Source organism: Streptomyces sp. DSM 40868, assembly GCF_011820545.1.
Taxonomy (GTDB): domain Bacteria; phylum Actinomycetota; class Actinomycetes; order Streptomycetales; family Streptomycetaceae; genus Streptomyces; species Streptomyces eurythermus.
On sequence record NZ_CP050504.1, the window covers coordinates 4,366,904 to 4,392,582 of the forward strand.

Genomic DNA, 25,679 nt, shown 5'->3' on the forward strand with positions numbered 1-25,679 from the left:
GCCTGCTTGCTGTGCGCGCGGCACGGGCGCCGGCCGGGCTGGAGCGGGGCGGAGACAGGAGCGCAGGCCCGGCCGGTGGCCGGGCCGCGCGCGGTGAGCGGAGCGAGCCGCCTTGAACCAGTAGAGGCAGTTGTAACTCACTCCGCCGAGCGGGGCGTGAAGTCGTACGCGCATGCCGGGAGTCGGTGTCCTGGCGGTGTGCGAGGGGCAGGAAGAACGCCGGTCGGATCGTCCAGGTGATGCGGGTGCTGGCGTGCGTCAGGGACACCGTGCAGGGCTCGGCCCGCAGCAGGGCTCGCCGGGTGTCGATCCGGCCGTCATACATCCACTCCCACGCTTCGGCGGATGCGTCCGAGTCCAGAGCCGGGGAGATCGTTTCGAGGGCGACCGCTACCCAACGGTCCGCTTGGGGAGCGGAGTAGGCGTCGAACGATGCCACCAGTGCCGGCGGCCCCTGTTCGGTCAGGCTCTCCGTCCAGCACTCGCACCAGAATCCCCGCCGGGGCAGTTTCATCAGCATCGTCGGCCTCCCAGCCGTGCGTCGGCGTACAGCTCGGCGGTGACCGTGTGGCCCTGGTCGGTGTCGTGGACGACGACCCGGTGGGCGAGGGCGCTGACCATGCCCAGGCCCCGGCCTCGCTCGGCGTCATGGTCCTGGTGCTCGACCTTGGGGGCCGTGGACGCGCCGCCGTCGTCCGTGACCGACACCGCGACCACCTGAGCCGAGACCGCGACGGCCAGATGGAAGCTGCCCGGCTCCCAGCCGCTGGCCGTGTGGCGGATCGCGTTCGTGCTCAGCTCGCTCACGATCAGCTCGGCGTCGTCGACCAGAGGGGAGTCGCGCAGGATGCCCCCCGGTCCAGCGGCCTGGTGCTGGTTCGTCACCGCCCTCGCCGCCTCCCTCGGCGCCAACGTCGCCACCGCCGGCCTCCTCGACCTCGGCAACGTCCCCGCCTGGTTACGCATCCTCGTCGCGGGCTGGCCCGCCATCGCCTTCCTCGGCGGGACGCTCCTCGCCCACTCCGCCCCCAAGCCGGGCCCCGAGACAGAAGTCATCGAGGACCAGGTGGACGAGCCCGAAACCGCCCCCGAACAACCCTCCATCGAGACACCGACGCGACCGGCACCCATCCCCGTCCCGTCCGCCCTGGTCGACCACGCCCGAAAGGTCGCCGTCGAGCACCACGCCCGTACCGGCGCCCCCATCGACACCCCGACCCTCCGCGCCCGCCTCGGCGTCCCCGCACCGATGGCCGAAGCCATCGCCACCCACCTCTGAGAGGAGACCGCATGTCCGCCAACCGCAGCTTTCGCAACGTCATCCGCATCGGCCCCGTCCAGGTCGGCACCTCCTACGACAACCGGGGCCGTGAGAAGCACACCGCCGCCTGCACCGCCCCGCGCTGCGGCTTCTCCGCCGACTACGACAGCCGCGCCGCCGCCGAACTGGCCGCCCGCACCCACCGCTGCCCCGTTCGCTGAAAGGACCCGGACCACCGTGACCGTCAGCCTGCCGCTCGTCCTCATCCTCGGGTTCTTCGCCTGGGGAGCGATCAAGTTCCTCGGCGTCCGCCCCTGGATCGTCGTTCTCATCGCGCTGTTCGGTTTCTGGCTCTCGCACACCTTCCTCGCCCCCGCCATCGAGTCCGGTACGCGGTCCGGCGTCGGCGTCGTAAACGGTTCACATGACTAGACGAGTAGATAAGGAAGCCCAAGCCGTGTTCCTGCCCAAGTACCCGGAGAATCCAACCCCGCCGTCCGCCCACACCCACGCGCCCACCGATCCGGCACCCGCCCGACGCGGCCTCGCGTCCCTTCCCGTCGATCAGAAGACGGTCGTGGCCCTGCTCGTCGGCGGAGTCGTCCTCACGGCACTCCTGGCCGCCGTCGCCGTCACGGCCATCTCCGTGGCCGTCGCCACCGTCGTCCTGCGCTCCCTGCTCCGCGAGCGGCGCTGAGAACCAGCCCACCTGACACCCGGGACGGCCGCGACACGGCCAAGCATCCGGCCGCCCCGGGCCCATCACCCCTGACCGATCCAGTCAGAAGGAGACCGCCATCTTCACCCGCACCACCCCGCCCCCGCTCCCGGAACTCGCGAAGCTGGCCGAAAGCAGCGGCCTGCCGGGCATCCTGCGGCAGCTCTCCGGGCTCGGCGGCTGCACCCACCCGATCCGCCTCGACGGCCACCGCACCGAGTACGACATCGACACCACCACCGGAGAGATCGGCCGCGTCCTCCACCACCTCGACTCGACCACCCTCCCGGCCGGCCAACTCCTCGTCCGCTGCAACAACCGCCGCACCACCCGCTGCCCAGCCTGCGCCGAGGTCTACCGCCGCGACACCTTCCACCTGATCACCGCCGGACTGCGCGGCGGCAAAGGCACCCCGGAACACGTCGCCGCACACCCCCGCGTCTTCGCCACCTTCACCGCCCCCGGCTTCGGCCCGGTCCACAACCGCCGCACCGACGGCCGCCCCTGCCGCTGCGGAACCCACCACGACCAGGACGACACCACACTCGGCACCCCACTCGACCCGGACACCTACGACTACGAAGCCGCCGTCCTCTGGAACGCCCACGCCGGACAGCTCTGGCGCCGCTTCTCCATCCACCTCCGCCGCGAAGTCGCCAAGCGCGCGGGCCTGTCACAACGCCGCTTCCGCGACCACGCCCGCGTGTCCTTCGCCAAGGTCGCCGAGTACCAGAAGCGTGGAGCCGTCCACTTCCACGCGGTCATCCGCCTCGACGGCCCCGGCGGCGCCGACACCCCGCCCCCGCCCTGGGCCACCGCCGAACTCCTCACCGACGCCATCCATGCGGCAGCCACCAAGGCACGCGTCGACGGCCCGGTCATCGACGGCCGCGCCCACACCTTCACCTTCGGCCGCCAACTCGACGTACGCACCATCCGCTCCGCCGACTTCAACGACGGCCAGGAGCTGACCGAGCGGGCCGTGGCGGCCTACATCGCCAAGTACGCCACCAAGGGCGCCGAAACCGCGACAGGCGCCCTCGACCGGCCGCTCAAGTTCGCTGCCGAACTCGCCCAGCTCGACATCAGCGACCACGCCCGCCGCCTCATCCGAACCGCCTGGACCCTCGGCGCCCGCAAGGACCTGGAACACCTCCGCCTGCGCGCCTGGGCCCACATGCTCGGATTCCGCGGCCACTTCTCCACCAAGTCCCGCCGCTACTCCACCACCCTCGGCGCCCTCCGCGACGCCCGCGCCGCATGGCGCCGCGCCCAGGCAGCAACCGACGAACGCCCGACCGACACGACGTATGTCCTCGCCCACTGGGCCTTCGCCGACACCGGCCTGTCCGACACCGAAGCCTGGCTCGCCGCATCCCTCGAACCCGCCCCCGGAACGGAAGGAGAACCCACCGCATGACCACGGTGACCATCACCCGTAAGTGGCACACCACGGCCGAAGTCGCCGAGATGCTCGGCTTCGGTCTCTCCAAGACCAAGGCGCTCATCCTGAGCGGTGAGATCCGGTCCGTGAAGATCGGCCGGAACCGCCGGATCCTCCCGGCCTGGGTGGACGAGTACGTGGCCCGCTGCACCTCCGAGACCGAGGAGTGGGCGGCATGAGCGGAAAGCGCGCGAACGGCGAGGGCTCCATCTACCCGTACAAGAACGGCTTCGCGGCCTACGTCTGGGTCACGACCCCGGAGGGTGACCGCAAGCGGAAGTACGTGTACGGCAAGACGCGCGAGGAGACCCACGAGAAGTGGATCAAACTGCACAGCGAAGCCAGCAAAGGCCCTGTGCAGACCCGGCACCGCACGGTACAGGCGTTCCTCGCCTACTGGCTTGAGTCGATCGTGAAGCCCAACCTGGCCCCGCTGTCGTACGTGTCCTACGAGGGCTCGGTGCGGCTCTACATCAACCCGCACCTGGGCGGGAAGCGGCTCGACAAGCTGACCGTCCGGGACGTCCGGGAGTGGCTGACCAAGCTGGCCGGCATCTGCCAGTGCTGCGCCCAGGGGAAGGACGCCAGGCGGGCCAAGGCACGGCAGCGGTGTTGCGCCATCGGGGAGTGCTGCGAGGCGTTCCCGTCCCGGCGCGTCATCCAGGCCGCACGTGACGCCCTCCGTGCTGCCCTGACCCATGCCGTGGCCGAAGAGGAGATCGGCAAGAACGTCGCCTCGCTGGTGAAGGTCCCCAAACCGCGCCGCCGCCGAATCAAGCCCTGGTCGGTCGCCGAGGCGGGCCGGTTCCTCGCCGACTGCGCCGCACGGGACGATCACCTCTTCGCGGCCTGGATGCTCGTGCTCTGCCTCGGGCTGCGCCGGGGCGAGGTCCTGGGGCTCACCTGGAAGTCGGTGGACTTCGACGCGGGTGAAATCTACGTGGATCATCAGATCCAGCGGGCCGGGCGGCAGATCCTCCACCGGGAAACCAAGACCGAGGAGTCGGACGACTTCCTTCCTCTCCCGGCGCTGTGCCTCAAGGCCCTCCGCATGCGGCGGGCTCAGCAGATCGGTGACCGGAAGGCGGCCGGTGAGCTGTGGCAGGACACGCGCGGGCTGGTCTTCACCACGAAGTACGGCACTCCGATCGAGCCGGGGAACCTCACCCGGATGTTCGCGCTGCGGGCTCGTCGCGCCGGCGTCCGCGTCATCCCGCTGCGGAACACCCGGCACACGTGCAGCTCGCTCCTCGTCGCCCTGAAGGTGCACCCGAAGGTCGCCCAGCGGATCCTCCGGCACTCCCAGATCGCCATGACGATGGAGGTCTACGCCGAAGCCAGCGAGGAAGAAGTGCGAGCCGCGCTCGGCAAGCTGTCCGATGCCATGGGCGGCGCCAGCTGACGCGGTTGCTGTACTTCGCTGCTGTACACCTCTGAAACGCAAGAGGCCCCGGAGTAATCCGGGGCCTCTCATCTGTGTGCACTCGGCAGGATTCGAACCTGCAACCTTCTGATCCGTAGTCAGATGCTCTATCCGTTAAGCTACGAGTGCTTGTTCTTTTGTTTTGCCTTCGCTCCCGGTCCTTTCGGCCCGCTCGCGGCGACAGGAAGAACATTACATGACTGCCGCCGTCATGTGAAATCCGATCCCCGCACCCCCTCTGACCTGCGGAAACGCCCCCAGGCCCAGTGCGGGGCGAGGGAACCCGGGGAACGACGAAGCCCCGGTCCTGGGGACCGGGGCTTCGGTGGAGCGGAGGCGGAGGGATTTGAACCCTCGATGGGCTTTAAGGCCCAAACCGCATTAGCAGTGCGGCGCCATAGACCGGACTAGGCGACGCCTCCAGCACAACCGCTCCCGCGAGCGCGCGAGTGGTGCGTGCAGATGATGACACAGGCGAGTGCCCTGTCACCAATCGCCCCCCACGGTACTAGGCAGGCGGGCCGCAGGGCAAAGGGCTTCCCGGCCGACACGGCGCAACGTCCCGGCCGGTCCGGCGTTGACAGGGCATGGTCTCTGTTCTGCCGCTCCCGCCGGTCACCGCACGGTGCCGCCACCGCGCCCTGGCGTCCCTCGCCGTCGCCGCCTGCCTCCTCCCCCTCGCCGCCGTACCCGCCGCCGCGGCCGGCGCCATGCCACCGCCGGTCCGGCCCGAGGACCGCGCGTCCGGTGCCATGCCGCCTCCCGTCCGCCCCGAGGACCGCGGTGATCACCTCACCGTCGTGGTCCGGCACGCCGGTGTCGGGCGGGACGGGAGGTACGACGTGTACTGCCACCCCGAGGCCGGCCGGCACCCGGACCCCGCCGGGGCCTGCCGGGTGCTCGACGAGAACACGCGGTGGGGGCGGGACCCCTTCGCGCCGGTCGCCCCCGGCACCGTCTGCACCATGGTCCACGGCGGCCCGGCCACCGCCCGGATCACCGGCACCTGGGCCGGACGCCCGGTCGACGCCACGTACGACCGCGGGGACGGGTGCCGGATCGCGCGGTGGGACCACATGGTGCCCCTGCTGCCGCGGATCGTCGGCCCCGCCCGGACCGAACCACCGACCCTCGGTTCCCTCCAGGCCGAGCCACGCACCAGCGTGTCGGCCTGACCCCCGCCGCAGACCAGCGGCACCCCCCACGCCGAACCACCGACCGAGGATCCCCTCGAGGCCGAGCCAGGAACCCTCGGTCCTCTCTGGGCCGAACCGGGGATCGGTGGGACCGGTCACCGGTCGGGTCGGCCCAGCCCGGCCCCGGACGCGGGTGTGACGTGTGGGTCCGACGGGGGCGCCGGTTCCGTAAAGGACCCGGGAAGGTCTCGCGGAGCCGGGGTATCGGTCATGCGTTCGCCGTCACTTCCTCGTGGGACCTCGCCGCCATCCGGCGCCGCGAGTACGACCCGTGCCCTTAGACTCCCTCGCGTGACACGTCGCGGGCCCCTTGGCAAGATGGCCCGAGCGGTCGGCAAGGTGCGGTAACAGGGAGGAAGGCGTCTCGTGAGCAGCAGGCCATCCCGAGGCGCTGCTCGCCTCGCAGCCATACTCGACGCGCTGCCGGACGCGTTGGTCCTGGTCAACGCCAACGGAACCGTCGTCAACGCCAACACCATCGCGCTGGAGGCCTTCGAGACGCCCGGCACGGCCCTCGTCGGCCGTGGGCTGCTCGATCTGCTGCCGCAGTTCGACTCACGGCTCATCCCCGGCTCGATGCGGCGGCCCGACCACATGGCCCCGCAAGGCCGGACCAAGCCCACCCGGATGGTCGCGCGGCGCACCGACGGGACCGAGTTCCCGGTCGAGGTCACCAGCGCGAACCTGGAGAACGGGCAGCAGGCGTACGACGGTTACGGCTACACCGGTGACGAGCTGCTGATGATCGTGGTCCGGGACCTGTCCGGGACCGTCGACACCGAGGCGGAGCTGGCCCGCTCGCAGCGGCAGACCGAGATGATCCTGCGGGCGGCCGCGGAAGGTGTCGTGGGCACCGACACCGACGGGCGGATCGTGCTGGTCAACCCGGCCGCCGCCCAGATACTGGGGTACCGGGCCGGTGAGCTGGGCGGCAAGGAGCTGCACACCCTCGTGCTGCACTCCCGCGCCGACGGCTCGCCCTTCCCGTACGAGGAGTCGCCGCTCGCCGACACCCTGCGCTCCGGCCGCAAGCACCGGGTGCGCGGCCAGGTGCTGTGGTCCAAGGGCGACCAGAAGGTGCCGGTCGATCTGACCACCGCGCCGGTGCGCGACGGTGACCAGCTCGTCGGCGCCGTGATGACCTTCACCGACCGCCGGCCGTACGACGCCGTGGTCGAGGAGAAGGCCGCGCTGGAGAAGGCGCACGCCGAGGAACTCGAGCGGCTCTCCGAGGAACACGCCTCCGACCTGACCGCACTGCGCCAGCAGCATGTCGCCGAGATCGAGGAGCTGCGCGAGAAGCACGCGGAGGAGCTGGCGGCCGGCGAGGAGCGGTACGCGGCGCTGGCCGAGCGGGAGAAGGACCGGTACGAGGCCCTCTCCGGGCGGCACGAGCAGTTGCTGACCCTGCTCGGGCAGTCGCTGCGCGGGCCGCTGGACGAGCTGCGGCGCGAGCTGTCCGCGCTGGCGGCCGACGACGCCGGCCAGCTGTGGCCCGAGGCCAACCAGGTCCTGCACCACCTGTCCGCCGGGTACTCCCGGATCACCACCCTCATCAACAACGTCCTCGGCTACCAGCGGCTGGACGCGGGCACCGAGGACATCACCCGTACGAAGGTGATGCTGGACGCCGTCGTCGCCGCCGGTGTGGACGGGGCCGTGGAGCTGATCGGGCCGGGGCGGGTGCAGTTCGCCGTGCACGCGCCGCCCATCGAGGCCGAGGTCGACCCGCGGCGGCTCGCCGTCGCGCTCGCGCACCTCGTCGCGGACGTCGCCGGGGTCGACGCCACCGGCAACACGCCCGTGTCGACGGGCGGTTACCTGGACAACACCGTCGTGGTCGCCGCCGCCCAGCGGGGCGAGGTCGCGCGGATCGAGGTACGCGGGCCGTACGCCGGGGGAGACCCGGTGCACGAGCCGATCGTGCGCGGGATCGTGCGCGCCCACGGGGGCGTGCTCCAGACGCACGAGGTGCCGGGCATGAGCGGCAGCGCGTACGTCCTCGAAGTGCCCCTCGGGGGCGGGGCGGGCGCGATCGCCCCGCAGGTCCCGGACGCCACCGGCGCGCAGCTCCCGGACGCCGTCGGCGTGCGCATCGCGGGCGCCGTGGCCGGCGCGCCGCTGCCCGATGCCGTCGCCGGCGCGCCGCTGCCGGACGCCGTCGCCGGTGCGCCGCTGCCGGACGCCGTCGCCGGTGGACCGCTGACGGACGCCGGTGAGGTCGCCGGGGACGATGCCGGCGCGGCCGAGCAGGGCGGCGGAGGCGGCCGGCGGCGTGCCCGGCGGTCCTCCACGGACGCCTTCCTTGAGAGTGACCTGGCCGGTGCCGGTGACACCGGTGAGATCGGGGCACCGGCCCCGACCGGCCGGCGCCGGCGGCGGGCCGCAGCGCCCGCCGGGGAGACCGGCGTGGTTCCGGCCGAGGGCGCGGAGAGCGCCTCCGGCGGGACCGGACGGCGCCGCGCCCGGCCGGCCGACGGTGCCGGTACGGACGCGGGTGCCGTCGAGGGCAGGGGCGCGGGCGACGGCGTGGCCGAAGGGGCCGTCGTGACCTCGGCCGAGCAGAGCGCGGGGGCCGCCGCCTCGGGTACGGGGCTGGGCGGCACCGTGCCGCCGCAGGGCGTGCCCGTGGGTACGGGCCGGCGGGCCCGCCGCGAGGTGGACGCCGCGCCGCAGGCCGCCCTGCCGCCCGCCCTTCCCGCGGCGGAAGCCGGTGGCGCGGTGGCGCCGGGTGCGCGAGCCGTTCCCGTCCAGGGCGGTCCGGTGGTTCCGGCGCAGGGTGGTCAGGCGGGTGACGCGCAGGGAGGCGAAGCCGTCGCCGCCGAGGGCGCCCAGCCGGGCGGGCGGCGCCGACGAGCGCTGGCCGCCGCGGCGGAGCGTGCCGCGGCGCAGGAGGCGAGCGGCCCGCGTACGGTGTTCGCCCTGCCGCCGGCCGACGCCGACCGGTCCCCCGAGACCCCTGAGCCCCAGGGGGCCGATGAGGGCGAAGGGACCCACGAGACTCCGGTCCCGGCGAGTGGTACGGCTCCGGACCCGGTGAGTGGTACGGCTCCGGGTGCGGGTACGGCCGTACCCGTGGCTCCGGGCGCCGACGCGAGCGCTGCCGTACCGGTGGCTCCCGTTGCCGGTGTGCCCACGGCCCCGGACGCCGGTGCGCCCGTCGCTCCGGGGGCCGGGATCGCCGAGGGTGGCCGGCCGCGCGTTCCCGGTGCCGGGCCGCTGCCCGGCCAGGCGCAGTCACCCGCCCAGGCGCCGTTGCCCGGCCAGGTCCCGCTGCCCGGCCAGGTGCAGTTGCCCGCCCAGATGCCGATGTCCGTCGAGGGGCTGCCGGGTGTCGACGGGCGGCACGACGCCGTACCGCTCGACCAGGCCGAGGACCACACCCCGCCGCAGGCGCATCCGACCAGCGCGCCGACGGGCCGTCGGCGCCGGGCCGTGGCGCAGCCCGCCGAGGCCGCCCAGGCGATGGCGCGCAGACGCGAACCCGGCGAGACCCGGCCGCTGCCGGAGCCGGGCGCTCCCGGCCAGGTGCCGCACGGGACCGCCGCCGCACCGCCGGTTCCCGGTCAGCACACCCCCGCGCCCGGCGTTCCGGCGCAGGGCGCGGCCGCGCAGGGCACGATCGGGCAGGGCATCCCCCTCCAGGGCGGTCCCGTGGCTCCCGGCGCCCAGCCCGGCGCCGCCGTACCCGCCCAGGGCACGCCGGGACAGCCCGCACCCGCCCCGGCGGCGCCCACCTCCCCGGCACCCACCCCGGCGACTCCGGCCTCGGCCACGCCGCCCCAGGGCACGCCCGCCCACGGCATGCCCGTCCAGACCACGCCCGCACAGGGCACACCCGTGCCGGGCACACCCGTGCCGGGCACACCCGTCCAGGGTGCCGCCGGACAGCCCACGCCCGCGCCGCAGTCGCCGGCCGCCGCGCAGCCGGGCACTCCGCCCGCCGGTACCCCGGTGGCGGGCCCGGGCCCGTTGCCGTTGCCCGCCGAGGCCGCGCCCGGCCAGGTGCCGGGCGCCCAGCCCGTGCCGGTGCCGCCCTGTCGGCGGTCCCGCGGCCGGCGCCCCGCCGCAGTGGCCGGGTGCCGGCGACACCGCGGGCGCGGGAACCCCGCTCCCGGCTCAGGACCCCACGCCCCCCGCCCCGGCGGCGCCCGCCACACCCGCTCAGGGCACCCCGGCCCCCGGCACGCCTGCCGCTACCGCCCACGGTGGTCAACCGGCGCGCGCCGCACAGCCGTTGCCCGCCGAGGCCGCGGGTGGCGGACCGGTCGACCCGGACTCCACGCAGGGGCGGTCGATCTCCGTGCGGACGCTCGGGCAGGGCGTGCCGTTCGCCCGGCAGGCCGCGCAGGTGCAGCAGCCGACGGCGACCCCGCCGCCGCACGCGCCCGGCGGTTCCGGCCGCCGCCGCAAGCTGGGCACGCCCCCGGACCCGGCCACCCGCCAGGAGGCCCGGCCGGAGCAGGGGGCCCGGCCGCACCCGGCGTCCGAGCCGATGCCCGGTCACCCGGCACCCGTCGGCCGGCCCCCGGCGCCGCAGCCCTCACCGGCCGGTCAGCCGCCCATGCCGGGACGGCCGGCCCCGGGCACCGAGGGAGCCGGGCGGTCGTACGCCATCGGCGCGCCGGAACCCGACGCCGCCGAGGGACCGGAGCCGCTCGACGGTCCGGGCGGGGCCGTGGAGGTGGCGGACACCCCGCGCCCGCAGCCGCTGGACGACGAGCTGCCCCCGGAGCCGCTGGACAACCCGCGCCGGCTGCTGGTGTGGCCCGCGCCGGACGTGACGACCCAGCAGGCGCTCAGCGACCGTGGTTACCGGCCGGTCATCGTGCACTCGCGCGAGGAGGTCGACGCGCAGATCGCGGCCTTCCCCGCCGCGCTCTTCGTGGACCCGCTGACCGGGCCCATCACCCGGACGGCCCTGCAGTCGCTGCGTCAGGCCGCCGTGGCGGCCGAGGTGCCGGTGCTGGTCACGGCCGGGCTCGGCCAGGCGTCGCGCGAGGCGGCGTACGGCGCCGATCCCGCCGTACTGCTGAAGGCGCTGGCGCCCCGGGACAGCGAGCAGCATCCGCCGCGGGTGCTGCTCATCGAGGAGCACCCCGAGATCGCGCTGGCGCTGACCACGACGCTGGAGCGGCGCGGGATGCAGGTGGCGCGGGCCGCGAGTGACAACGACGCGGTGACGCTGGCGGGGCAGTTCCGGCCGAACCTGGTGGTGATGGACCTGATGCAGGTGCACCGCCGACGGGCCGGGATCGTGGACTGGCTACGCGCGAACGGGCAGCTCAACCGCACCCCGCTGGTCGTCTACACCGCCGCCGTCGACCAGGCCGACCGGCCCCGGCTGGCCTCCGGCGAGACCGTGCTCTTCCTCGCCGAGCGGTCCACCAGCACCGAGGTGCAGAGCAGGATCGTCGACCTGCTGGCCCGGATCGGCACCAACTAGGGTCCGCCGGCCGAACGGCACCGCCCGAGCCCCGGTCCGGCCATGACCGTACGCCGCAGGCCGGCCGGACAACGGCCGAACCCCGGCTCGGCCACGACCGAACGCCGCCCGCCGGCCGGACAACGGCCGGACGGACGTCGCACGCCGGCCCGAAAGCGGTCGGCCGCGGACTAGCGCGCGACCAGCCTGCGGGCCGCCTCCTTGACGGAGGCCCGCAGGCGGTCCCGGTCGCCGTCCCCCGTGCCCGCGAGGATGCGCCGCATCTGCGGGACCGCGGAGACCCAGTTCGTCAGCGAGATCAGCAGGATCAGCAGGTCACCGGCCGGGATGGTGTCCGTGATGACACCCCGTTCCTGGCCGTCCCGGATCTGGGCGACCTTGCGGGCGTAGTGGTCCTGGCGGGCCTCCTCGTCGGGCAGTTCGGCGGTGCCGTACTCGATGCCCTCCCAGAAGAGCAGGCGCAGCAGTTCGGGGTGGGTGGCGTGGTAGTCGAGGAGGCGGTCCACCCAGCCGTCGATGTCGTCGGGGTCGACGGGCACGGCCGCGGCCAGGTCCACCATGCACCTGCCGAGGACCTGGGTGAACAGCTCCGCCTTGTTGCCGAAGTAGGCGTAGATCAGCTGTTTGTTGGCCTTGGCCGCGGCGGCGATGCGGTCGATGCGGGCGCCCGCGATGCCGTGCCGGGAGAACTCGTCGACCGCCGCCTCGAAGATCCGGGCCTTGGTGGCCTCGGGGTCCCTCACTGTTGCCATGGGGACAGGGTAGGCGCCCGGGAGTCGGTAACCAACTGTTTGGTTGACGGGAATGCGGACGTCGGTGCACGCTGTTGACGTCTATCAACCAACCAGTTAGTTGCGTGAGCCGGCTCTAAGGAGAAGCTCTTCCATGCCGTCAGCCACCACCACCCACCAGGCAGCGCCCGTCCGGGATCCCGCCCGTGAGCGACCGGCCTCCGGCACCCTCTTCCTCCTGCTCATCGCCGTCTGCACCGCCGTCACGGCCGCCAACATCTACCTCGCCGCCCCGCTGCTCCCGCTGATCTCCCACGACTTCGGCACCACCCCGTCGGCCGTCGCCTGGATCGCCTCGGTGGCCCAGCTCGGTTACGCCGCCGGCCTGCTCTTCTTCGCTCCGCTCGGCGACCGCGTCAACCGCCGGCCGCTCGTCGCCTGGCTCTCCGTCGCCACCACGGTCGCGCTGCTCGCCGCGGCCGTGGCACCGGGCACCGCGGCCCTGGCCGCCGCCGTCTTCGTCGCCGCCGCGGCGACCGTCATCCCCCAGCTGCTGGTCCCGCTGGTGGCCGCCCGCGCCCCCGCCGACCGGCGCGCCCGGCACGTCGCCGCCGTCATCGCCGGCCTGTTCACCGGCATCGTCGCGGCCCGGGTGCTCGGCGGTCTCGCCGGGCAGGGCCTCGGCTGGCGCTGGGTGTTCGCCGGGTCCGCCGTCCTCACCCTCGCCCTGGGGCTGGCCACCGCGCTGGCCCTGCCGTCCGACCGGCCGGCCCGGCAGGGCGGGCTGTTCTCCGGCATGGCCGAGCTGCCGGGGCTGCTGCGCCGCTCCCCCGAGCTGCGGCGGTCCTGCATCCGGCAGGCGGGGATGTTCGGCGCCTGGAGCGCCCTGTGGACCTCGCTGTCCCTGCTGCTGACCGGGCCGGCGTACGACCTGTCCACCGCGACCGCCGGGCTCTTCGGCCTCTTCGGGCTCACCGCCAGCGTGGTGGCGCCGCTGGCGGGCGGCCTGGTGGACCGGTTCGGTGCCGCGCGGGTCGTCGGAACCGCGTTCGTACTGGCCGCCGTCGCCGTACCGCTGTTCTGGCTCGGCGGACACGTGCTGCCGGCGCTGTTCGCCGCCGCGATCGCGATCCACGCGGCCCTGGTCGCCTCCCATGTGGCCAACCAGACCGTGGCCCTGACCACGACCACCGCACCGGCCACCGCCAACACGGCCTACGTCGTCTCGGGCTTCGCCGGCGGCGCGCTCGCCTCGGCCGCCGCGGGCCCCGCCTTCGGGCACTGGGGCTGGGCCGGGGTGTGCGCGGTGGCGGGCGTGTGGCTGGCGCTGGGCTGGGCGACGACGATGCGGACCGGCCGGCGCTGACGCCGATACCGGAGGCCGGGGCCGGAACCCACCACGCGTGGGCTCCGGCCCCGGTCTCGTTCAGCGACAGGAGGTGGCCGGGCACGTACCCGCGACCGTCACGGCCGGAGCGCCCCTACCGCCGTCACAGGTGGGTGACCTGCAGCTCCCCCTCCGCGTACTGCCGGCGCAGCACCTTCTTGTCGAACTTGCCCACGCTCGTCTTCGGCACCGACTCGACGGTGGTCCAGCGCTCGGGCAGCTGCCAGCGGGCGATCCGGGCCTCCTCCGCGAGGAAGGTGCGCAGGGCCTGGAAGTCGGCGCTCGCGCCGGGCCGCAGGACGACCGTGGCCAGCGGGCGCTCGCCCCACTTGTCGTCGGGTACGGCGACCACGGCGGCCTCGGCGACGTCCGGGTGGGACATCAGCGCGTTCTCCAGCTCCACCGAGGAGATCCACTCGCCGCCAGACTTGATGACGTCCTTGGCGCGGTCGGTGAGGGTGAGGTAGCCGTCGGGGGAGATGGTGCCGACGTCCCCGGTCTTCAGCCAGCCGTCCGCGCTGAACTTGTCGCCGGGGCGCAGGGGTTCGGCGTCGGGGCCGTTGTAGTAGGCGCCGGCGATCCAGGCGCCGCGCACCTCCAGCTCGCCGGCCGACTCGCCGTCCCAGGGCAGGTGTGCGCCGTCGGGGCCGGTGAGGCGGGCCTCGACGCCCGCCGGGAAGCGGCCCTGGGTGACGCGGTAGCGGAACTCCTCGTCGGTGCCGACCGCGTGGGCCGGCGGGCGGGCCACCGTGCCCAGCGGGGAGGTCTCCGTCATGCCCCAGGCGTGGCAGACCCGCATCCCCAGCTTGTCGAAGGCCGCCATCAGGGACGGCGGGCAGGCGGCGCCGCCGATGGTGACCTGGGTGAGGGAGGAGACGTCCCGTGGCCGTGCGGTGAGTTCGCCGAGCAGGCCCTGCCAGATGGTCGGGACGGCCGCCGCGTGGGTGGGCCGTTCGGACTCGATCATCGCGGCGAGCGGGGCCGGCTGGAGGAAACGGTCCGGCATCAGCATGTTCACGCCGGTCATGAAGGTGGCGTGCGGCAGCCCCCACGCGTTCACGTGGAACTGCGGGACCACCACCAGGGAGGTGTCCTGGTCGGTCAGGCCCATGGACTGGGCCATGTTGACCTGCATGGAGTGCAGGTAGACGGAACGGTGGCTGTAGACCACGCCCTTGGGGTCACCGGTCGTGCCGGAGGTGTAGCACATGGCGGCGGCCTGGCGTTCGTCCAGCTCGGGCCAGTCGTAGTGGTCGGGCCGGCCGGCGATCAGCTCCTCGTACTCGTGCACCCGGGCGGTGGCGCCCGCCAGCGGGGCGCGGTCACCGGGGCCGGAGACGACGATGTGCTCGACCGTCGGCAGGTGGGGAAGCAGCGGCGCGAGGAGGGGGATCAGCGAGCCGTTGACGATGACGGCCTTGTCGGCCGCGTGGTTGATGATCCACACCAGCTGCTCGGCGGGCAGCCGCAGATTGAGCGTGTGCAGCACCGCGCCCATGGACGGCACGGCGAAGTACGCCTCGACGTGCTCGGCGTTGTTCCACATGAGCGTGCCGACCCGGTCGTCGCCCCTGACGCCCAGCTCGTCCCGCAGGGCGTGGGCCAGCCGGGCGGCGCGGGCCCCTATCTCGGCGAAGGTGCGCCGGTGCGGCTCGGGCTCCCCGGTCCAGGTGGTCACCCGCGACGATCCGTGGACCGTGGACCCGTGGGTCAGGATCCTGGAGATCAGCAGCGGTACGTCCTGCATGGTGCTCAGCACGGAGTCCTCCCGGGCGACATTGCCTACGCGGTGGTAGAGGTTGCGCTGATTCTGCGCGCATACCACGCGGTATGTCACTAGGGGGTGCGTCACGCTCCGGTCACCGTGAGCGGAGTTCACCGGCGGGGCGGTGGTCACCGCGGGCGGAAGGCTCTAGCGGGCCGGGGCCAGCTCAGGGTCCTCTCGCAGCTTGCCCAGGGCCCGGGAGACCGCCGACTTCACCGTGCCCACCGACACCCCGAGCAGCTCGGCGGTCTGTGCCTCGCTCAGGTCCTCGTAGTACCTGAGGACGACCATGGCCCGCTGGCGCGCCGGCAGCCGCAGGACCGCCCGCCACATCGCGTCGCGCAGCGCCTGCCGCTCGGCCGGGTCCTCGCCCACGGGCAGCGGCTCGGGCTCGGGCAGCTCCTCGCAGGCGAACTCGTCCACCCGGCGCTTGCGCCACTGTGAGGTGCGGGTGTTCACCAGCGCCCGGCGCACATAGCCGTCCAGCGCCCGGTGGTCCTCGATCCGCTCCCACGCGACATAGGTCTTGGCCAGCGCGGTCTGCAGCAGGTCCTCGGCGTCGTTCGGGTTCGCGGTCAGCGAGCGCGCGGTGCGCAGCAGGACGGGCTGGCGGGCCCGCACGTACGCCGCGAACGTCGGGTAGAGGGGAGTCTGCCGCCTGGGTGCGGCGGCGGCCGAGGCGCTGGTGCAGACGGGTGTGGTCATGCCTCAACGCTAGGAGTGGGGACCCCGGCCGGGTATCGGCCGCAGGTCCTGAAGACGGGTCCCCCTCAGGTTGTAGGGGTAGGGCTGCCACCACCTCCTGAAGGTGGAGCACGGGCCTGTCCGGTCTGCGGGTACGACCCTGAGGAGCCGCCGGATGCGCCCCTGAGGAGTCACCGGGTACGCACCCGAGGAGCCGTAGAGTACGCCCCCGAGGACTCACCCGTCCGCCGTCAGGACCAGCCCTGATGCCGGTACCCCGGCACCGTCCGTCACCAGGGTCCGCGAGGCCCCCGGCACCTGGTTCACGGCCGTGCCCCGCAGCTGCCGTACCGCCTCCGCGATGCCGTTCATGCCGTGCGGGTACGCCTCCCCGAGCCGGCCCCCGTGGGTGTTCAGCGGCAGCCGCCGCTCGGCCACGAAGTCCGCCGTCAGATCCGCGGGACTGCCAAGGTCGCCGGACACGACTGCGCGGCGGCGCCGAAGCACCGCCGCGCGGTCGTGTCACGACCTTGAAGCACACCCCACGAGGCCCCTCCCCACGAAGGACCTCAGCCGAGGCTCACCCCCACGGACTCACCCCCATGCACAGTCGCCTCCCCCTACAGGCTCACCCCCTACGGACTCACCTCCTACGGGCTCACCCCCACAGGGGAGTGAAGTCGACGGAGCCGTCGCGGTCGCTCTGCTGGACGCCGGCCCACGCGGAACGATTGACCTGCGCGGTATCGCTCTGGTTCGAGGAGGGCGGCCGCGAGCGGCAGGGCGGAGACGGCGGCGAGAACGCGGGCGGTACGGACGCTTGCCATGTGTTCCTCCAAACCAAGCACTGAGCGGCCCGAGGGCCGGAAGTGTGTGAACCGCTGTCCGTGTCGAGGCGGTTGGCCGACCGTCTCGACGATCGTGGACGACGTCGCGCAACCAGAGTTGCCCAGCGGCTCCCCGGCGAACCACTCCGGAAGCCATGATTCGCACTCAAGCGTGATGACAAGTCGATAAACCCCTATCGGCATCTTTAGCCGCTTTATCTCCGAGAGGGGGCAGATGCGACGTTTCTCCCGCCAAGTAGCACAAGGGGTGAATCGTTCCGGCGCAGCTCCATGCCACCCCCACCCGCCGACGCGTAACCGATATCCACCCTTCCTTTCCTCGAACACATGTACGACCATGGGGTCATGGCCACCACCGACCGGCAGGCCACGGCACTGGCCCTCGCGCACGCCCTGTCCGCCGCCGAGCGCGGCCTGGCCGTCATCCCCCTGTCCCGGACGAAGCTCCCGGCCCTGCGCTCCCCCCACCGCGACGACCCGGCACCGCCCGGACCGCCCTGCCACGGCGCCTGCGGCCGCCCCGGCCACGGCGTGTACGACGCCACCACCGACCCCGGGCGCGTCCGTGCCCTGTTCGCCGCCGCGCCCTGGGCCACCGGCTACGGCATCGCCTGCGGGCTGGCGCCGTACCACCTGATCGGCGTCGACCTGGACACCAAGTCCGGCACGGACTCCGCCGCCGCCCTGCGTGAACTGGCCCTGCGCCACCAGTTCACGATCCCGGGGACGGTCGTCGTACTCACCCCCAGCGGGGGCCGCCACCTGTGGCTGACCGGCCCGCCGGACACCGTGGTCCCCAACTCGGCCGGCCGGCTCGCCCCCGGCATCGACATCCGGGGCGCCGGCGGCTACCTGGTGGGCCCCGGCTCCCGCACCGACCACGGCGTCTACGCCGTGGCCCCCGGCACGGCCCGGCTGCCCCCGGCCCCCTGCCCACCGGCCCTGCTCCGCCTTCTGGTCCCCCCTCCCCGGCCCCGCCACCCGGCGCCGACCGCCCCCGGGGACCAGGGGCACGGCCTGGTCCACTTCGTCCTCACCGCGCACGTGGGCCAGCGCAACACCCGCCTGTTCTGGGCGGCCTGCCGTGCCTACGAGACCGGGATCGGCCCCGCCCTGGCGGACGCCCTGACCGAGGCGGCCCGGACGACCGGCCTGCCGGAGCGCGAGGCCCGCGCCACGATCGCGTCGGCGGCCCGGATGACCGGGCACCAGGACCACTGAACGGGTCCCCGGGCGGCTGGGCAGGCGCCGAGGCGCGAACCCTTTTACGATCCGAACGTGACGGACATACCGGATGAACTGATCAGGCTGGAACGCACCGCCGAGGAGGAACGCGCCCGCTTGGCGGGCCTGACCGGCGAGGCGTACGACGAGCAGCGGCGCCGCTTCTGCGCGGCCTCGGACGCGGTGCACGAGGCGATCACCGCCCGGGCCGAGGCGACCGGCACCGACCCCCACGAGGTCGAACAGGCGGTACGCCGCGCGGTACGACAGGCCCAGGAGGACCCGGCGGTGGAGTAGCCGCACCACGCCTCGACGAAGACCGGGACCGTACGACCGGCTCACTGGTTGCCGTCCTGCCCCGCTCTGTGTGCCTCAGCTCGGTCCTCGGCCACCGTTCCGAGCACCCCCGCTGCTGCCGCCGGGCCCCGGTCCCGGCAGGAGGAGTGTCGCTTCAGACGCGCTTCTCGGCGGGTGCCCACGGCGTGTCCGCCCGGAAGCGCCTCCGGAAGACCGTGCCGGGATCGCTGAGGGCCGCCCCGACCGCGTCCGCCGGAATCCTGCCGCTCGTGGCTCGTGTCGGAATCCCCAGGTAACCACAGGACCGGAGGAGGCTCTTGGCACCCGCCCAGTCATCGGCGGCCACGACCACCTCGTCCACGGCATCACACGCGTTGGTCGCGTCGGCCAAGGCGGTGTAGGCGACGACAAGACCCGCCACCCGCACCCTGGCGGCCATGCTTTTCACGTCAACACCCCCTACGCAGAAAGGGCGCCCCTCGTTCAAGGAGCGCCCCTTCGGGCCGCACATCTACAACCTCTGCGGAGGCGGTGGGATTTGAACCCACGGTGACATCGCTGCCACGACGGTTTTCAAGACCGTTCCCTTCGGCCGCTCGGGCACGCCTCCCCGCGCCGGCGGAGGCCGACGGCGCGGGTACAGATTACCGGCCCGTCGGCCGTGGCGGGCGGCCCCGTCAGCTGTCGCCCTCGCGCGCGCCCAGTGTCAGGTCCGCCGTGCGCTCCTGGCCGCCCCGCTTGTAGGTGATCGTGACCTTGTCGCCGGGCTGGTGGGTCCAGATCTCGCCGATCAGGGTGGGTCCGCTGTCGATCACGTGGTCGTCGAGCTTGGTGATGACGTCACCGGGCTTCAGGCCGGCCTTGTCCGCCGGGCCGCCGGACTCCACCGCCGCGGCGCCGCCCGTGCCCTGGTCGGTGATCTTCGCGCCGTCCGAGGAGTCCTCCAGGGAGACGGACGCGCCGATCTTGGCGTACACCGGCTTGCCGGTCTTGATCAGCTGCTGGGCGACGTACTTCGCCTGGTTGATCGGGATGGCGAAGCCCAGGCCGATCGATCCGGACTGACCGGAGCCGAAGCCGCCGCTGCCCGTGGACTGGATCGCGGAGTTGATGCCGATGACCGCCCCGGAGGCGTCCAGCAGCGGGCCGCCGGAGTTGCCCGGGTTGATGGACGCGTCGGTCTGCAGGGCGCTCATGTAGGACGCCTTGCTGGTGGAGCTGCCGTCGCTGGAGGCCACCGGACGGTCCTTGGCGCTGATGATGCCCGTCGTCACCGTGTTGGACAGGCCGAAGGGCGCGCCGATGGCGATGGTCTCGTCGCCGACGGCCACCTTGTCGGAGTCGCCGAGGGCGAGCGGTCGCAGATCGGAGGGGGCGTTCTTGAGCTTGATGACCGCGACGTCGTAGCCCTGGGCGTGGCCGACGACCTCCGCGTCGTACTTCTTCCCGCTCGGGAAGGTTGCCGTGAGCCGGCCGCCGTCCACCGCCTCCGCGACCACGTGGTTGTTGGTGACGATGTGGCCCTGGGTGTCGAAGACGAATCCGGTGCCGGTGCCGCCCTCGCCGTCGCTGCTCTCGGCCTGGATCGTCACCGTGCTGGGCAGCGCCTTGGCGGCCACGTTGGCGATCGTGCCCGGCGCGCGCTTGACCTGCGTGGCGCTGTCGGGGGCGGAGACCGTGGTGGAGCCGCGGTCGTCCCGGTCCTTGGCCAGGGTGTAGCCGAGGCCGCCGCCCAGACCGCCCGCGACCAGCGCGGCCACCAGGACCGCCGCCACCAGGCCGCCGCGGCCGCCGCGCGGCTTGGGTGCGGGCTGCTGCCAGGAAGCTCCCCAGCCCGCGCCCGGACCGCCGGCACCCGGACTCCCGGCATCGCCGCCGTAGACCGGGCCGCCGGCGCCGTACGCGGCTCCGTCGCCATAGGAGCCGTAGGAGGGGGTGGCCTGGGGCGGGGGCGGCCAGGAGCCGTCGGGGGCCGAACCGGCCGGGGCCGCGCCCTGGCCCGCCGGAGCCGTACCCGTACCCTGGCCCGCCGGGGCCGCCGGGTTCTCCTGGGGCACGGGCGGGCGGGGCGCCCCCTGGGCGTTCCCCTCGGGCGCGGTGCCCTGCGGGGAAGCGTCGGGAGAGGCCACCGGCACGGGAGGTGCGGACGGCGCCGGGGGTACCGCGTTGCCCTCGTTCTCGGTGCTCACAGCTCTTCTCCTCGGTCCACGCCTGTTGTCGTCGGTCGCACTGGTCTTGCGGTCAGCTTTTCCCACGGGCCGTCAGAGCACCATAAGCCGTGGCTGTGGGTCCGGCGGTCCTCTTTATATAGGATCTGTTGGGGCATTCACCGTAAAAGTTATATAAGCGATCAGGGCACCGCTCGTTCGTCGTCTGAACGCCTCATCCCGCCCCGCCTGCCCGGCGACGATGGCACCATGACGCGGTGACCCACGCACCACAGCGCTCCATCCAGGTCGTCGCCCACCGGGGCGCCTCCGAAGACGCCCCCGAGCACACCCTCGCCGCCTACCGGAAGGCCATCGAGGACGGCGCCGACGCCCTGGAGTGCGACGTACGGCTGACCGCTGACGGCCACCTGGTCTGCGTCCACGACCGACGGGTGAACCGTACCTCCAACGGCCGCGGCGCGGTCTCCGCGCTGGAACTGGCCGACCTGGCCGCGCTCGACTTCGGCTCCTGGAAGACGCGCGAGGCCTGGCACGGGCGGGACGAGGAACCCGACTGGGAGCACCGGCCGGAGGACCGCGAGGCCACCTCCGTGCTCACCCTGGAGCGGCTGCTGGAGCTGGTCGCGGACGCCGGCCGCCGGGTGGAGCTCGCCATCGAGACCAAGCACCCCACGCGCTGGGCGGGCCAGGTCGAGGAGCGGCTGCTGACCCTGCTGAACCGTTTCGGCCTCGCCGCGCCGGCCTCCGCCGCCGAGTCGCCGGTCCGGATCATGAGCTTCTCGGCCCGTTCTCTGCACCGCGTGCGCACGGCGGCACCGACCCTGCCGACGGTCTATCTGATGCAGTTCGTCTCCCCCCGGCTGCGCGACGGCCGGCTCCCCGCGGGCGTGGGCATCGCGGGGCCCTCGATCCGCATCGTGCGCAACCACCCCGCCTACGTGGAGCGGCTGCGGCAGGCCGGCCACCAGGTCCACGTGTGGACCGTGAACGAGCCCGAGGACGTCGACCTCTGCGTCGAGCTGGGCGTCGACGCCATCATCACCAACCGCCCGCGCGCGGTGCTCCACCGGCTGGGCCGCTGAACGACCGGCCGCACCGGCCGGCCTCGGTCACGGGGAGTGCACCGGCGCGTTCGACGCGTGTGCGGCCGTGACGAATGCGTCACCGGAAGAGGACTGGCCGGTTTCCGGTACAGGCCAAGGGGGCATCCACACCGTGGCGTGGGGCGAAGGAGGTCTCGGGGGTGGCGTTGATGGTGGCACAGGAAGTGCCCACGTCGTCGAGCATGGCCGTACCCCATGGCCCTGCGGGCGTGGGGGAGGCGCGGCACCGGATGCGGGCGCAGCTGCGCGGCGGGGGCGTGGCGGAGTCGGTCATCGACGACGCCGTACTGATCCTTTCGGAGCTGTTGAGCAATGCCTGCCGGCACGGGCGGCCCCTGGGGGACGCGCCGGCCGGGGACGGTGACGTCCGGGCCGCCTGGCGGGTCGACGCGCGCGGCCGGCTCCTCGTGGAGGTCACGGACGGCGGCGGCCCGACCCGCCCGGCGCCGGCGACACCGTCGGTGACCGCGCACGGCGGGCGCGGACTGAACATCATCACGGCCCTCGCCGACGACTGGGGCGTCCGGGACGACGTCGAGGGCGAGGTGACGGTCTGGGTGCTGGTCCACGGGGACGTCCACGATCCCGATGCGGGCCACCCCTATGACGCGTTCGCTACGCGCGTCACCCGGCCCAGGACGGGGAGGACACCGCTCCCGGAGCTGGCGGCGCTGCCAGGCGTGGCGGCGGCCTCCGAGGCGGCACTGCCCGGTGCGTCGGCGGCCCCGGCAGCCGCCCTGTCGGGTGCGTCGGCCGGTGAGGTGCCACTGCCTCACCTGCCCTCCGTGAACGGCACGTTGCCGGACGGGCCCGCCCCGGACGCGCCGCGCACGGGCATATCGGAGGCGGCCCTGTCGGGGATACCGGACACGAGGCTGGCGGGCGTATCGGACACGAGGCCGACGGGCATGCCCACCCCGGACGTGCCCTTGCCCGGCCGGACCACCCCCGGTCTGACCGCCTCCGGCCTGTCCCTGCCGGACCTGTCCGGCCTGGACTTCGCCGACGCGTTCGAGGACTTGGACTGACCGCGACCGACACGGCACGGGCCGCCGGTGCTGCCGGCAGCCCCCGGCCAGTGAAGACGGGCACGGTCGCACCCCGGTACGCGTCCACCGGCGGGCGTCGGCGGCGCGGACAGGAACCGCCGTGCCCCGACCGGCTGTTCCCCGTTCCCCCTCCCAGCCGTCGAGCGCCCGTACGTTGTCCACAGGTTCCCGTCGCTCGGGGTCCGAACGGCTAGGCTCCCGACGTACGAGAAGCGCCGTAACCGGGAGACACCCACCATGGCCAAGAAGCGCCCCCAGACGAAGGCCAAGCCGCAGCTGATCGACGGGGAGATCCCGGTTGTCGGCGCTCGCGAACCCTGCCCCTGCGGCAGCGGCCGGCGCTACAAGGCCTGCCACGGCCGGGCCGCCGCGCACGCCGCGACCGAGCTGGTGCACCGCCCGTTCGAGGGACTGCCCGGCGAGTGCGACTGGGTCGCGCTGCGCGAGCTGGTCCCGGCCGCGACGGCCGAACTGACCCTGCGGGACGGCCTGCCCGAGGGCGTCCCGTCGGTCACGCTCGCCACGGTGCTGCCGATGGCCTGGCCCGCGCTGCGCCGGGACGACGGCTCGATCCTGCTCGGCCTGCAGAACGACACGGCGTCCGGCGACATCAGCCGCGACCTCGCCGACACCCTGCTGCGCGCCCTGGAGGCCGAGCCGGGCACCCCGGTGCAGGGCCGCCGCGCCCCCGCCGAAGGCCCGCGGCTGCAGGACCTGCTGGACCCGGAGGGCGCTTTCCGGCCGGTCGTGCACAGCGGCTTCGAGTTCTGGGTGCCGGACGCGGAGAACGCCACCCCGGAGGTGGCCGCCTCCCTGGAGCGGGCCAACGCCGCCGCGATCCCGACCGTGCGGCTGTCCGGCGTGGACGCCGCCTACTGGTGCGAGACCCCGGAGAAGAACCACCTGCGCTGGGTCATGCCGCACCCGGAGGAGCAGCTTCTGGACGCTCTCGCGCGGCTGCACGCGGCGGGCCGCTCCAGCCTCGGCGAGGGCACCCGGCTCGTGGGCTCCTTCCGTGCTCACGGCCTCACCGTGCCGGTCTGGGACCTGCCGAGCGGAATCTCGGCCAAGGACGTGGAGCAGCCGGCCGCCGAGTTCGCCGAGCGTCTCGCCGCCGCCCTCGCCGTGGCGGAACCGCTCACTCCGGAGGAGCGCCGGGCCCGTGGCGGACTGACCAACCGGCAGGTCACGCTCAGCTGACGCGCCGTACGCGGGGAGGCACGGCCGACCGGGCGGCGGGCCGTGCCTCCGGGCCGCGCGGAGGGTGACTCGTGTCACAACCCGGCGCTTCTCCCGGAAAATCGGTGTCCGAATCGGCAAGACCGAATTTGCGAACCGCCGATCTCTTGTTACGGTTCCTGTAGCCCGGTTGCTGGTGCATCCCCCGTCGCCAGCAACCGGGCCTTTCCATGCCCGCGGCCACGCCCCCGGACGTACCCGCACCGGTGTACGGAACCGGGCGGAGCGTCAACTGCCCGGGACGCCTCAGGTGTTGCTGCCCGAGCGGAGCAGCAGCGCGCCGTTCCCGCCCCGTTCGGCGAACTCGGTGACGGCCGTGTAGGCGTCCGGCCGGCCGCGAAGGTGTTCGCGCGGTGTCTCACAGGTCGCGGGCTCGTCGTCGGTCCCGGTGGCGCAGCGCGTCTGGACGGTCCGGCCGCCCGGTCCCATCATGCTCAGCAGCGAATCCAGCGCTCTGCCCGTGGCGTTGCGGTAGTAGGTGCGCGCCCAGGTGTCCTCGCCCTGCGTCAGCACACAGGTCTGGGCCTCGATGCCGTCCGGCGAGGTGAGCGCCGGGCCGCAGCGGGCGGCGGTGGCGAGCCCGATGCCGAGCAGGAAGGGGGAGCGGCGAGCGCCGTGCGCGCCGGTCTTGGCGTCGGCCCGGACAGCGGTCGGTACGGCGCTCCGGCCGGCCTCGCCCACCTGACCCGCGGACGCCACGGTCAGCGGCAGCGCGGCCGCGGTCGCCACGACGGCCCCGAGGGCGAGCAGCAGCCGCGGCCTGCGCGGGCGCCGCCCGCGGTGGCGGGGCTGTGGGGCGCGGTGGCCACCGGAATGACGCAGCATGTCCGGAAGATAACGAGCGGGCGGGCCCCGCCCGCCCCGGCAGCGCCCGACACCCCTACAACTCCGGCGCGCTCACACCCGTACGAGTGAGGGCGTCGACCACGGCGTCCACCACGGCCTCCACATCGGGCACCCAGGGCACGGCCGAGCCGGGCAGCGGGGCGCGCTCCCAGCGGACGGCGCCCTGGCCGGTCTCGGACGGGGGCAGGGCGAGATAGCCGCCTTCGCCGTGGAAGCGCAGGGAGCCGGGGACGAAGTCCTTGGCGTAGAGCAGTTCGCCGAGCTGTTCCATGGAGTACGGCTTCACCAGCAGCGCCCAGCGGGTGGGCGAGGCGACCACCGGGCCGAGCCGCATGCCGCGCCGGTCGAGCAGGGCGAGGGCGCGGGAGGCCGCGAGGGCCGGCAGGCTGACCGCGCAGGGCGCCCGGCCCCCGGTCGCCAGGATGACCGGAGCGCTCGGCCGGTTGGTCCACCACCAGCGCACCATGCGCGCGTCGGTGGTGGCGGCGAGCAGTCCGGGGTCGAAGGGGTGGGCGCCGGGGACCGTGCACTCCGGGTCGGGGCAGGCGCAGCGGGCCCGCCCCTGCGGGTCCGGCGCCACACCGGGGAGTACCGGCCACTGCCATTCCGTCGCGAAGGTCAGGGCCGCGCCGAGCAGCTCGGGCTTCCCGCCGTTCCGCCTGGACAGGAGCCTGCGTCGCCTTCCGAGGATCTCGCGCATGAGCGCTCGTTCCTTTCCGTTGCACCGCTGGCAACACCGTGGGCTACATCACACCATGTGTCGATCACTTCACTGTGCGTACCTGATGGCGCATCACACCCCGCGCACGGCATGGGAACCCCAAGGGGGGTCGAGCGTGGGCCGCGT

At 73.7% G+C, this 25,679-nt stretch carries 22 protein-coding genes, 3 tRNA genes and 4 pseudogenes; 16 read left to right on the forward strand and 13 right to left on the reverse strand.

Annotation, left to right across the window (positions count from 1 at the left end; all coding sequences use genetic code 11):
- Window positions 1–137: 137 nt before the first annotated feature.
- Together HB370_RS41950 and HB370_RS19875 are read right to left on the reverse strand one after the other, a co-directional pair.
- Window positions 138–520, reverse strand: a pseudogene (locus HB370_RS41950) (hypothetical protein).
- Window positions 514–885 carry an ATP-binding protein gene (locus HB370_RS19875; protein WP_244405570.1) on the reverse strand — a complete coding sequence of 124 codons (372 nt, stop codon included), beginning with the start codon at window positions 883–885 and terminating at the stop codon, window positions 514–516. Before HB370_RS19875 ends, HB370_RS41950 begins: the two are co-directional and overlap by 7 nt.
- Here HB370_RS19875 and HB370_RS19880 point away from each other — a divergent pair.
- The 7 genes and pseudogenes from HB370_RS19880 to HB370_RS19910 all read left to right on the forward strand — a co-directional run.
- Window positions 866–1,279 (forward strand): annotated as a pseudogene (locus HB370_RS19880) (DUF2637 domain-containing protein); the annotation flags it as partial. The gene HB370_RS19875 and the pseudogene HB370_RS19880 sit on opposite strands and share 20 nt — an antisense overlap.
- Before the next feature lie 11 nt (window positions 1,280–1,290).
- Entirely contained in the window at window positions 1,291–1,482 is a 192-nt protein-coding gene (locus HB370_RS19885; protein WP_030786125.1) for a mobile element transfer protein, read from the forward strand.
- A 16-nt stretch (window positions 1,483–1,498) separates the two neighbouring features.
- Window positions 1,499–1,693, forward strand: a complete 195-nt coding sequence (locus HB370_RS19890) for a hypothetical protein (protein WP_167513003.1) — start codon at window positions 1,499–1,501, stop codon at window positions 1,691–1,693.
- A 25-nt stretch (window positions 1,694–1,718) separates the two neighbouring features.
- A complete protein-coding gene (locus HB370_RS19895; RefSeq protein ID WP_167513004.1) occupies window positions 1,719–1,958 on the forward strand; it encodes a SpdD protein in 240 nt (79 codons plus the stop codon).
- 163 nt (window positions 1,959–2,121) lie between these two features.
- Window positions 2,122–3,399, forward strand: a complete 1,278-nt coding sequence (locus HB370_RS19900; RefSeq protein ID WP_167513372.1) for a replication initiator — start codon at window positions 2,122–2,124, stop codon at window positions 3,397–3,399.
- Window positions 3,396–3,602, forward strand: coding sequence for a helix-turn-helix domain-containing protein (locus HB370_RS19905; protein WP_167513005.1), 207 nt, complete (start codon window positions 3,396–3,398; stop codon window positions 3,600–3,602). Before HB370_RS19900 ends, HB370_RS19905 begins: the two co-directional genes overlap by 4 nt.
- A complete protein-coding gene (locus HB370_RS19910; protein WP_208974419.1) occupies window positions 3,590–4,825 on the forward strand; it encodes a site-specific integrase in 1,236 nt (411 codons plus the stop codon). Before HB370_RS19905 ends, HB370_RS19910 begins: the two co-directional genes overlap by 13 nt.
- A gap of 77 nt (window positions 4,826–4,902) precedes the next feature.
- Here HB370_RS19910 and HB370_RS19915 read toward each other — a convergent pair.
- Window positions 4,903–4,975 (reverse strand) — tRNA-Arg (locus HB370_RS19915).
- Between the two features lie 202 nt (window positions 4,976–5,177).
- Window positions 5,178–5,268, reverse strand: a tRNA-Ser gene (locus tag HB370_RS19920).
- Window positions 5,269–5,433: 165 nt separating this feature from the next.
- On the opposite strand from HB370_RS19920, the gene HB370_RS19925 reads away from it, so the two are divergent.
- The 3 genes from HB370_RS19925 to HB370_RS42705 all read left to right on the forward strand — a co-directional run bounded on the left by HB370_RS19925 (window position 5,434) and on the right by HB370_RS42705 (window position 11,488).
- Window positions 5,434–6,021, forward strand: a complete 588-nt coding sequence (locus HB370_RS19925; RefSeq protein WP_078637605.1) for an SSI family serine proteinase inhibitor — start codon at window positions 5,434–5,436, stop codon at window positions 6,019–6,021.
- 387 nt (window positions 6,022–6,408) lie between these two features.
- Complete coding sequence (locus HB370_RS19930) at window positions 6,409–11,211, forward strand: PAS domain-containing protein (protein WP_244405572.1); 4,803 nt, start codon at window positions 6,409–6,411, stop codon at window positions 11,209–11,211.
- The gene (locus HB370_RS42705; protein WP_348273508.1) at window positions 11,120–11,488 is read left to right on the forward strand and encodes a response regulator; all 369 of its coding nucleotides are present in this window, start codon (window positions 11,120–11,122) and stop codon (window positions 11,486–11,488) included. The genes HB370_RS19930 and HB370_RS42705 overlap by 92 nt, the downstream gene beginning before the upstream one ends.
- A gap of 170 nt (window positions 11,489–11,658) precedes the next feature.
- Here HB370_RS42705 and HB370_RS19935 read toward each other — a convergent pair whose 3' ends face one another.
- Complete coding sequence (locus HB370_RS19935) at window positions 11,659–12,240, reverse strand: TetR family transcriptional regulator (protein WP_030786145.1); 582 nt, start codon at window positions 12,238–12,240, stop codon at window positions 11,659–11,661.
- 133 nt (window positions 12,241–12,373) lie between these two features.
- Between HB370_RS19935 and HB370_RS19940 the strand changes: the two genes are divergently transcribed.
- Window positions 12,374–13,585, forward strand: coding sequence for an MFS transporter (locus HB370_RS19940; protein WP_030786148.1), 1,212 nt, complete (start codon window positions 12,374–12,376; stop codon window positions 13,583–13,585).
- 124 nt (window positions 13,586–13,709) lie between these two features.
- On the opposite strand, the gene HB370_RS19945 is transcribed toward HB370_RS19940, so the two are convergent.
- The 3 genes and pseudogenes from HB370_RS19945 to HB370_RS19955 all read right to left on the reverse strand — a co-directional run.
- Window positions 13,710–15,365, reverse strand: coding sequence for a long-chain fatty acid--CoA ligase (locus tag HB370_RS19945; protein WP_030786153.1), 1,656 nt, complete (start codon window positions 15,363–15,365; stop codon window positions 13,710–13,712).
- Window positions 15,366–15,518: 153 nt separating this feature from the next.
- The gene (locus HB370_RS19950) at window positions 15,519–16,076 is read right to left on the reverse strand and encodes a SigE family RNA polymerase sigma factor (RefSeq protein WP_030786156.1); all 558 of its coding nucleotides are present in this window, start codon (window positions 16,074–16,076) and stop codon (window positions 15,519–15,521) included.
- A 216-nt stretch (window positions 16,077–16,292) separates the two neighbouring features.
- Window positions 16,293–16,502, reverse strand: a pseudogene (locus HB370_RS19955) (lipid-transfer protein); the annotation flags it as partial.
- Between the two features lie 746 nt (window positions 16,503–17,248).
- Here HB370_RS19955 and HB370_RS19960 point away from each other — a divergent pair.
- Together HB370_RS19960 and HB370_RS19965 are read left to right on the forward strand one after the other, a co-directional pair.
- Window positions 17,249–18,124, forward strand: coding sequence for a bifunctional DNA primase/polymerase (locus HB370_RS19960; RefSeq protein WP_030786162.1), 876 nt, complete (start codon window positions 17,249–17,251; stop codon window positions 18,122–18,124).
- 57 nt (window positions 18,125–18,181) lie between these two features.
- Window positions 18,182–18,424 (forward strand): hypothetical protein, encoded by a 243-nt coding sequence (locus tag HB370_RS19965; RefSeq protein WP_208974420.1) that lies wholly within the window; start codon window positions 18,182–18,184, stop codon window positions 18,422–18,424.
- Window positions 18,425–18,578: 154 nt separating this feature from the next.
- Here the strand turns inward: HB370_RS19965 and HB370_RS19970 are convergent, their stop codons facing one another.
- The 3 genes from HB370_RS19970 to HB370_RS19980 all read right to left on the reverse strand — a co-directional run bounded on the left by HB370_RS19970 (window position 18,579) and on the right by HB370_RS19980 (window position 20,613).
- Entirely contained in the window at window positions 18,579–18,863 is a 285-nt protein-coding gene (locus HB370_RS19970) for a hypothetical protein (protein WP_030786167.1), read from the reverse strand.
- Between the two features lie 84 nt (window positions 18,864–18,947).
- Window positions 18,948–19,034, reverse strand: a tRNA-Ser gene (locus HB370_RS19975).
- Window positions 19,035–19,101: 67 nt separating this feature from the next.
- The gene (locus HB370_RS19980; protein WP_030786169.1) at window positions 19,102–20,613 is read right to left on the reverse strand and encodes a trypsin-like peptidase domain-containing protein; all 1,512 of its coding nucleotides are present in this window, start codon (window positions 20,611–20,613) and stop codon (window positions 19,102–19,104) included.
- A 236-nt stretch (window positions 20,614–20,849) separates the two neighbouring features.
- Between HB370_RS19980 and HB370_RS19990 the strand changes: the two genes are divergently transcribed.
- From HB370_RS19990 to HB370_RS20000, 3 genes and pseudogenes are all read left to right on the forward strand, one after another.
- Entirely contained in the window at window positions 20,850–21,677 is an 828-nt protein-coding gene (locus tag HB370_RS19990; protein ID WP_030786171.1) for a glycerophosphodiester phosphodiesterase, read from the forward strand.
- A 74-nt stretch (window positions 21,678–21,751) separates the two neighbouring features.
- Window positions 21,752–22,333: pseudogene (locus HB370_RS19995) on the forward strand (ATP-binding protein); the annotation flags it as partial.
- 651 nt (window positions 22,334–22,984) lie between these two features.
- Window positions 22,985–23,947 (forward strand): DUF5926 family protein, encoded by a 963-nt coding sequence (locus HB370_RS20000; protein WP_030786177.1) that lies wholly within the window; start codon window positions 22,985–22,987, stop codon window positions 23,945–23,947.
- 285 nt (window positions 23,948–24,232) lie between these two features.
- On the opposite strand, the gene HB370_RS20005 is transcribed toward HB370_RS20000, so the two are convergent.
- Together HB370_RS20005 and HB370_RS20010 are read right to left on the reverse strand one after the other, a co-directional pair.
- Window positions 24,233–24,811 carry a hypothetical protein gene (locus HB370_RS20005; protein WP_244405574.1) on the reverse strand — a complete coding sequence of 193 codons (579 nt, stop codon included), beginning with the start codon at window positions 24,809–24,811 and terminating at the stop codon, window positions 24,233–24,235.
- Window positions 24,812–24,866: 55 nt separating this feature from the next.
- The gene (locus HB370_RS20010) at window positions 24,867–25,532 is read right to left on the reverse strand and encodes a bifunctional DNA primase/polymerase (RefSeq protein ID WP_030786182.1); all 666 of its coding nucleotides are present in this window, start codon (window positions 25,530–25,532) and stop codon (window positions 24,867–24,869) included.
- Window positions 25,533–25,679 lie beyond the last annotated feature (147 nt).

Excerpts from the sequence above, each read along its gene's own strand:
- HB370_RS19970 (WP_030786167.1), bottom strand. The coding sequence starts at position 18,863 with ATGGCCGCCAGGGTGCGGGTGGCGGGTCTTGTCGTCGCCTACACCGCC.
- HB370_RS20000 (WP_030786177.1), top strand. The coding sequence starts at position 22,985 with ATGGCCAAGAAGCGCCCCCAGACGAAGGCCAAGCCGCAGCTGATCGAC.
- HB370_RS19885 (WP_030786125.1), top strand. The coding sequence starts at position 1,291 with ATGTCCGCCAACCGCAGCTTTCGCAACGTCATCCGCATCGGCCCCGTC.
- HB370_RS19940 (WP_030786148.1), top strand. The coding sequence starts at position 12,374 with ATGCCGTCAGCCACCACCACCCACCAGGCAGCGCCCGTCCGGGATCCC.
- HB370_RS19925 (WP_078637605.1), top strand. The coding sequence starts at position 5,434 with ATGGTCTCTGTTCTGCCGCTCCCGCCGGTCACCGCACGGTGCCGCCAC.
- HB370_RS20010 (WP_030786182.1), bottom strand. The coding sequence starts at position 25,532 with ATGCGCGAGATCCTCGGAAGGCGACGCAGGCTCCTGTCCAGGCGGAAC.
- HB370_RS19935 (WP_030786145.1), bottom strand. The coding sequence starts at position 12,240 with ATGGCAACAGTGAGGGACCCCGAGGCCACCAAGGCCCGGATCTTCGAG.
- HB370_RS20005 (WP_244405574.1), bottom strand. The coding sequence starts at position 24,811 with ATGCTGCGTCATTCCGGTGGCCACCGCGCCCCACAGCCCCGCCACCGC.
- HB370_RS19950 (WP_030786156.1), bottom strand. The coding sequence starts at position 16,076 with ATGACCACACCCGTCTGCACCAGCGCCTCGGCCGCCGCCGCACCCAGG.
- HB370_RS19960 (WP_030786162.1), top strand. The coding sequence starts at position 17,249 with ATGGCCACCACCGACCGGCAGGCCACGGCACTGGCCCTCGCGCACGCC.
- HB370_RS19905 (WP_167513005.1), top strand. The coding sequence starts at position 3,396 with ATGACCACGGTGACCATCACCCGTAAGTGGCACACCACGGCCGAAGTC.